This window comes from Psychrobacter sp. W2-37-MNA-CIBAN-0211 (assembly GCF_040309405.1).
Classification (GTDB): Bacteria; Pseudomonadota; Gammaproteobacteria; order Pseudomonadales; family Moraxellaceae; genus Psychrobacter; species Psychrobacter glaciei.
This window is the reverse complement of the sequence record NZ_JBEOOU010000144.1, coordinates 1-278: the sequence shown is the minus strand read 5'-3', so window position 1 is coordinate 278 and position 278 is coordinate 1. Positions and strand designations below refer to the sequence as shown.

Sequence of the window (278 nt, the reverse complement as noted above, 5' to 3'; positions counted from 1 at the left end):
GTCTCAGACTCACCCGATAGTATTCTGACAGGTAACGCTCTGAAAATGGCGTATCAGACGAGACTCAAACCAAGTGGTGTGTTATTTCACTCAGATCAGGGCACGCATTACACCAGTAAGAAATTTGCTGAATCAATCGATGACTGCGACGGTATGACACAGAGTATGAGCCGTCGTGGAAATTGTTGGGATAACGCCCCAACTGAGCGCTTCTTTAGAAGCTTTAAAACAGAATGGATGCCAAAGGGCGGTTATGAGAATATCGCTGAGGCTAAAAG

Annotated in this window: 1 pseudogene; it reads left to right on the top strand. The window is 45.7% G+C overall.

What is annotated here, in order from left to right:
- Nucleotides 1-278, top strand: a pseudogene (locus tag AAEY72_RS14660) (integrase core domain-containing protein); the annotation flags it as partial.